The organism is Acidiphilium sp. AL (assembly GCF_025499445.1).
In the GTDB taxonomy this organism is placed as follows: Bacteria; Pseudomonadota; Alphaproteobacteria; order Acetobacterales; family Acetobacteraceae; genus Acidiphilium; species Acidiphilium iwatense.
In genome coordinates, this window is record NZ_JAIMBZ010000082.1 from 1 (window position 1) to 5,334 (window position 5,334).

Consider the following 5,334-nt stretch of genomic DNA (forward strand, 5'->3'; position numbering starts at 1 on the left):
CCCGAGAGCACCATGAGCAGCGACATCCATGCGAGTGCGGCCTATCGCGCGCATCTGGTCGGCGTGATGGCGCGCCGCGCGGTCGCCGCCTGCGGATGAATTTCTGCTCCAATCGTTGAGGTGCAGGGGCGGCGCAACCTGCCTCTGTTTCGTGAAATGATCATTCACCTCAACGGCTGGCCCGGCGCGGGAGAGTTTGGCGGGGACGGGTTTGAGCACCTGTTCCATGCCAACGTCGATACATACTTTCGCATAACCAGCGGGTGGGTTATTCCGATGGCGCGATTTGTCCGAATTTCGTCTCTTGTAGGCATTTTTATCGATCTGTTACAGCTATAGCATCATGCCGTGTTCAATCAGGGGGAAACAGAAATGTCCGCTTCCAACAGCGCGCTCGTTGTGATCGATGCACAGGAATCATTCCGACATTGCCCTGACTACCGGGAGCAGGACGTCTCTGCGTTTGTTGCCCATCTTCAGAGGTTGGTCGATGGTGCGAAGACCGCCGGCATCCCGATCGTTCAGATCTTCCATGTCGAGGATAGCGGTCCCTTCGCGGAAACCTCCGGTTTCGTGACATCGTTTACACCGCTTATTGTTCAACCGGAAGTTATCTTCCACAAGCATCGCCACAGCGCCTTGGTCGGCACCGGACTCGACGTCTGGTTGACGATGCACGGCATCCGGCGCCTTATCGTATCAGGCATCCGCAGCGAGCAGTGTTGCGAGACTACAGTTCGCCACGCCTCAGACCTTGGTTACGCCGTTGATTATGTCAGCGAGGCGACGCTGACTTTTTCGATGACAGATGCAACAGGCAGGGAATGGGGCGCTGCCGAAATCCGAGCTCGCACCGAACTGGTGCTCGCAGAGCGCTTTGCCCGGATTGCTACGGTCGAAGATGCCTTGGCAGGGTGAGCGAAATAAATCGCCCATGGGACAGGGTGTGCGACCCACCGAGATTCCCGTCTATGTGGTAATACCACCGCGCGTCCTGCTGCTTGACGTGGCGGGACCAGTGGAAGTGCTACGCAAGGCTAATCTCGAGCAGACCGCCGTGCGCTTCGCCGTCTCCTATGTCAGCCCGTCGCCGGAAATCGGCAGTTCCATCGGCCTCGCTGTCGCGGGTATCGCGCCCTTGCCCAATCATTTACCGGACGGTGCGCTGGTTGTTGTCGCAGGCAGCGCGGATGTGCCACTCGGCACCCGATCGAGGAACCGGGATGAAGACATGGCTCGCGAGGCCGAGATCGTCGCTTGGCTGGGACGCACACCCCGCCCGGGCATAAAGCTTGTCTTGATCTGCTCGGGCGCGCTGCTAGCGGCGCGGGCGGGCCTTCTCGATGATCGCGATTGCACCACCCATCATGCCTGCATTGCCGAACTCGCGAGGATCGCGCCAAACGCCCGCGTGCTGGAAAACCGGCTCTATGTGGAGGACGGCGATCGTCTAACCAGCGCCGGTATTACCGCCGGGATCGACTTGATGCTCCACATCGTAGCTCGAATGGCCGGCGATGCATGCGCGCTTTCGATCGCGCGTTATCTCGTGGTCTATCTGCGGCGTAGTGCGGCCGACCCGCAGATCTCACCCTGGCTCCAAGGTCGCAACCACATCCATCCATCGGTACACCGCGCGCAAGATGCCGTCGCCACCGCTCCGGCGCGGGATTGGTCGGTTGAAACGCTTGCCCGCGTAGCGGCGACCAGTCCGCGTAACCTCTCGCGCCTCTTCAACGAGAATGCCGGGATGAGCATCACCGACTATGTGAATCGTATGCGAGTGGCGCTCGCATGGGAGCTTCTGACTAATTCCCGCCTCGACATTGAGACGGTCGCCGAGCGCGCGGGTTTCGCGTCAACGCGCCAGTTGCGTCGGGCCTGGACACGTCTGCACGATCTACCACCGAGCCGGCTGCGAGTAGCGGGTACAGAGCTGGCTGTCCAATGGCGGGTCGGACCAATCGGAAAGTGAAGATCAACCCGGGGGGACAAGTGTCAGCTTTTATGGACTCAATCGCACGATTTGGCGCGCATTTCATGATCGAACCGTCGGAGAATGAGTTCAATGCACAGTATTGATAGAATGCGACCCTGTCCCGGGCCAGATTGCGTGCCGCATTTGCCCACTTGCTTTACTGTCCCCATTGGATCTGTTGATACTCATGCGCATGTAATTGGCAGGCCACCCGCTTATCCTTTTGTTGCCTCGCGCAGTTATACACCGCCATCGGCCTCAACAGAGGCTTATATGGCCATGCTCGATGCAACAGGGATGACCTATGGAGTGCTGGTCCAAGTCAGCGTCCATGGAACGGACAACCGAGTTATGTTGGAAGCACTTGCCGCGAACCGGACCCGCTTGCGTGGCATTGCCGTTGTTCCCCCGGATTTGCCAGAGGCGACGTGGCGCTCGCTGAACGAGGCGGGCGTCGTGGGGCTTCGAATTAATACTTTGTTTGGTGGGGGAGTTGGTTTCAAGGATTTGGAACGCTACGAGGCAATTTGTGCAGAACTGTCCTGGCATTTGCAATTTCTAACTGACGTTTATACTTTGGCGCCCATTGCGACACGCATTTCCCGATTGCGGGTACCCTTTGTGATCGATCATATGGGGTACCTGCAAGCATCCGACGGTCTTGATTCATCTGGTACACGACTCATACTGGGCCTGTTAAACGATGGTGCATGGGTCAAACTATCCGGCGCATATCGATTGTCGGATGCACCACCCTATGCAGACACCATCCCGATCGCTCGTGCCCTGATCAAGGCGGCACCCGACCGCTGCATTTGGGGATCAGATTGGCCACATGTTGCCCATTGGAATGCCATGCCCAACGTGGGTGATTTGCTGGATCTACTTGCCGATTGGGCCCCAGAGCCAGAGGTTCGAGAGAATATTTTGGTTGCCAACTCAATCCGATTGTACGGTTTCCCACTACGAGACCAAAAATAATGTCCGCGCTCGTGGAGGAGATTCAGAATTCGTAATGGTGTGGGTTTGGGTGGTCATCGGATCGGTGGGGTATAATGGAGTTGCGAGACTTCGACCCGATGCTCATGAAGGGGCTCAAGGGTGATAGGAGCGTCCTGGCAACGCTGCCGTTCATTGGATGCGCAACGGCCGCTCGCCTACGTACCGAAAGGCCAGCAGAGCATGGTCTCGGCCGTCCTGCCCAGGCTTTCATCCAGCCGGGTCGCACCTCAGCCAGCCAGACCCTGCGTCATGTCGTCGACCAGCTCAGACTGAGGTCATGGCCGAACTCATCCCACCCTTGATCGACGCTCACCCAAAAATCTCAGGTAGTTCATTTCCAGCACCAGACATCCGGTGTATAGCTAAGTATGACTTACGGGCATGAGCAGGCATCGACAGACGGCCAGAGTGTGGTTGCCGAGGAGGACCAACTTCCGGGTCGTCGGCAGCGAGGAAGGTTCTGCAGGGGCGCCCAGCGGCGGCAAATCCGTTTGCGCTTGTCAAATGCGCTGGGCGCTTGACAGGCTCTGGGTCGGTGACGTGCTGGTGGTAAATGCGCTCGATTAGCTGGACACTCGGCCGCGACCTTCTCAATACTTTCGCCATGATGGCCTGCAGAATGATAGGATTTCGACCCTCTGACGACACATGGGGAGACACGATTATGCCGCACGATCATCTCATATTGGCGGTGCTCGGCGGCCTCGCAGGGTTCGAGCGTGAATTGATCCAGGCCAGGACCGTAGAGGGCCGGGAGCGAACCAAGGCTCGTGGCGTGAAAATGAGGCACAGGCGGGAGGCAGGTGATCCATGCGTCAGATCGCCCGGAACTACAAAGTCAGCTATAATCCGATCTCAAGGTTGCAAGCCCATGGCTGAGAGAAGCGTGATTGAAACCACCTACGCGGCACAGAGCCGGGTTGCAGGCCGCTCAATACTAAGAGATTACAGAGATGAGGCTTGGTTTGGACAAGGCTGTCGGCATATTGCTAGCGTGCCTGGAAACAATCTCGAGTAGAGGCAATGACAAGACCAGCAGTCATGACCTCGCCAACTATTCGTACGATTGCTGCAAGTGGGATAGTGGGATTTATAGAGAGCCTTGGATTTGAGGCGGACGTTATATTGCATAGTACTGAGGTCGAGAATTGTGATCTCGATGATCCGTTTGGCCGATTGCCGCTCGCTGTCTATTGTAATCTTCTTGAAGAGGCTTCTCGAAGAACAAATATGGAACGATTCGGACTTCACTTTGGTTTTGCCAGCGATATTCGTTTGCTTGGTGAAATTGGTAATCTCGTCAACTGTGTACCAACGGTTGGAACTGCACTTAGAGAACTTTGCCGTAATTTCTCCGGTTTACAAGAACAGTCTGAGTTGAGGCTTCGATTCGAAGGTGGATTGGCGCTTCTCGAATACCGTATTCGGGATGGGCGGATCGCGGACCGCCAGCAAGATTCTGAACTGACACTTGGAGTACTTCTCAATTTTTTGCGCAAGATGCTTGGCTCAAGCTTTGTACCAGAGGAAATTCGCTTTGAGCATATCGAGCCTGCTGATTGCCGTGAATATCATGCATCGTTTGGGGCAGAAGTCAGTTTTGTATCGGAACGAAATGCAATAATATTTCGTCCTAACGTTCTTGCCGCACGGATTCCACAAGCAGATCTTATACGTGGAGCACTAATTGATTCAACGATCAAAAATAAAAAACAAGTAAGATGGTCAAATAACCTCGTCGGTTTGGTATGCGATGAGATTCGGATTGGATTTGCTCGCGGTGATCTGACGCTCGCTACTGTTGCTCACAAAATCGGTATGAGCGAGAGTAGCCTTTACCGACATCTTTGCTATGAAGGAATAAATTTTGTCGATTTAGTGCGAGGTATTCGGCGCGAATTTGCTGTTAATTTATTAAATAAAGAACATATTTCTCTTGGTGAAATAGCTCTATTACTAGGTTATTCCGAACAAAGCGCATTTAGTCGAGCGTTCAAGAAATGGACGGGTGTTACGCCGTTGGACTACCGTAAGCAATGTCTGGCCGGACTTCCATTAGGGCTATCGCATTTGATCTGACTGGAATTGAGCGAGGAGTCTGGTCAGGCGCCGCCATCGACCGGTATGTCCGGGAGCTTGACCGCTTGGCGGAAGATCTCGAGGAACTTGATCGGGAGATCGCGAAGGGCGCGCTAGACGATCCTGCCGTGAAACATAAGCGCGAATTTCGGCGCACCTAGGCCGGGTGGCGGGCTGCTGGGAATAGGTGTCCACTTACGGGAGGTGGATACTTATGATGGAGCGGATTGGACCGCATGGTCTGGAAATAACGGGCGTGAGGCGCGATGGGCGTC

At 55.4% G+C, this 5,334-nt stretch carries 5 protein-coding genes; all 5 read left to right on the top strand.

The annotated features are described in order from the left end of the window. Nucleotides 1–372 precede the first annotated feature (372 nt). The 5 genes from AiwAL_RS19625 to AiwAL_RS19645 all read left to right on the top strand — a co-directional run bounded on the left by AiwAL_RS19625 (nt 373) and on the right by AiwAL_RS19645 (nt 5,059). The gene (locus tag AiwAL_RS19625) at nt 373–918 is read left to right on the top strand and encodes an isochorismatase family protein (RefSeq protein WP_235706179.1); all 546 of its coding nucleotides are present in this window, start codon (nt 373–375) and stop codon (nt 916–918) included. 28 nt (nt 919–946) lie between these two features. After that, nucleotides 947–1,975 (top strand): GlxA family transcriptional regulator, encoded by a 1,029-nt coding sequence (locus AiwAL_RS19630; RefSeq protein ID WP_262313424.1) that lies wholly within the window; start codon nt 947–949, stop codon nt 1,973–1,975. Between the two features lie 111 nt (nt 1,976–2,086). Further along, nucleotides 2,087–2,959: an amidohydrolase gene (locus AiwAL_RS19635; protein ID WP_262313427.1), complete on the top strand. Its 873-nt coding sequence runs from the start codon at nt 2,087–2,089 to the stop codon at nt 2,957–2,959. A gap of 640 nt (nt 2,960–3,599) precedes the next feature. Further along, nucleotides 3,600–3,998 carry a recombinase family protein gene (locus AiwAL_RS19640; protein WP_235706181.1) on the top strand — a complete coding sequence of 133 codons (399 nt, stop codon included), beginning with the start codon at nt 3,600–3,602 and terminating at the stop codon, nt 3,996–3,998. A 5-nt stretch (nt 3,999–4,003) separates the two neighbouring features. Then, on the top strand, nt 4,004–5,059 hold the full coding sequence (locus tag AiwAL_RS19645) for an AraC family transcriptional regulator (RefSeq protein ID WP_262313426.1): 1,056 nt from the start codon (nt 4,004–4,006) through the stop codon (nt 5,057–5,059). Nucleotides 5,060–5,334: the final 275 nt, after the last annotated feature.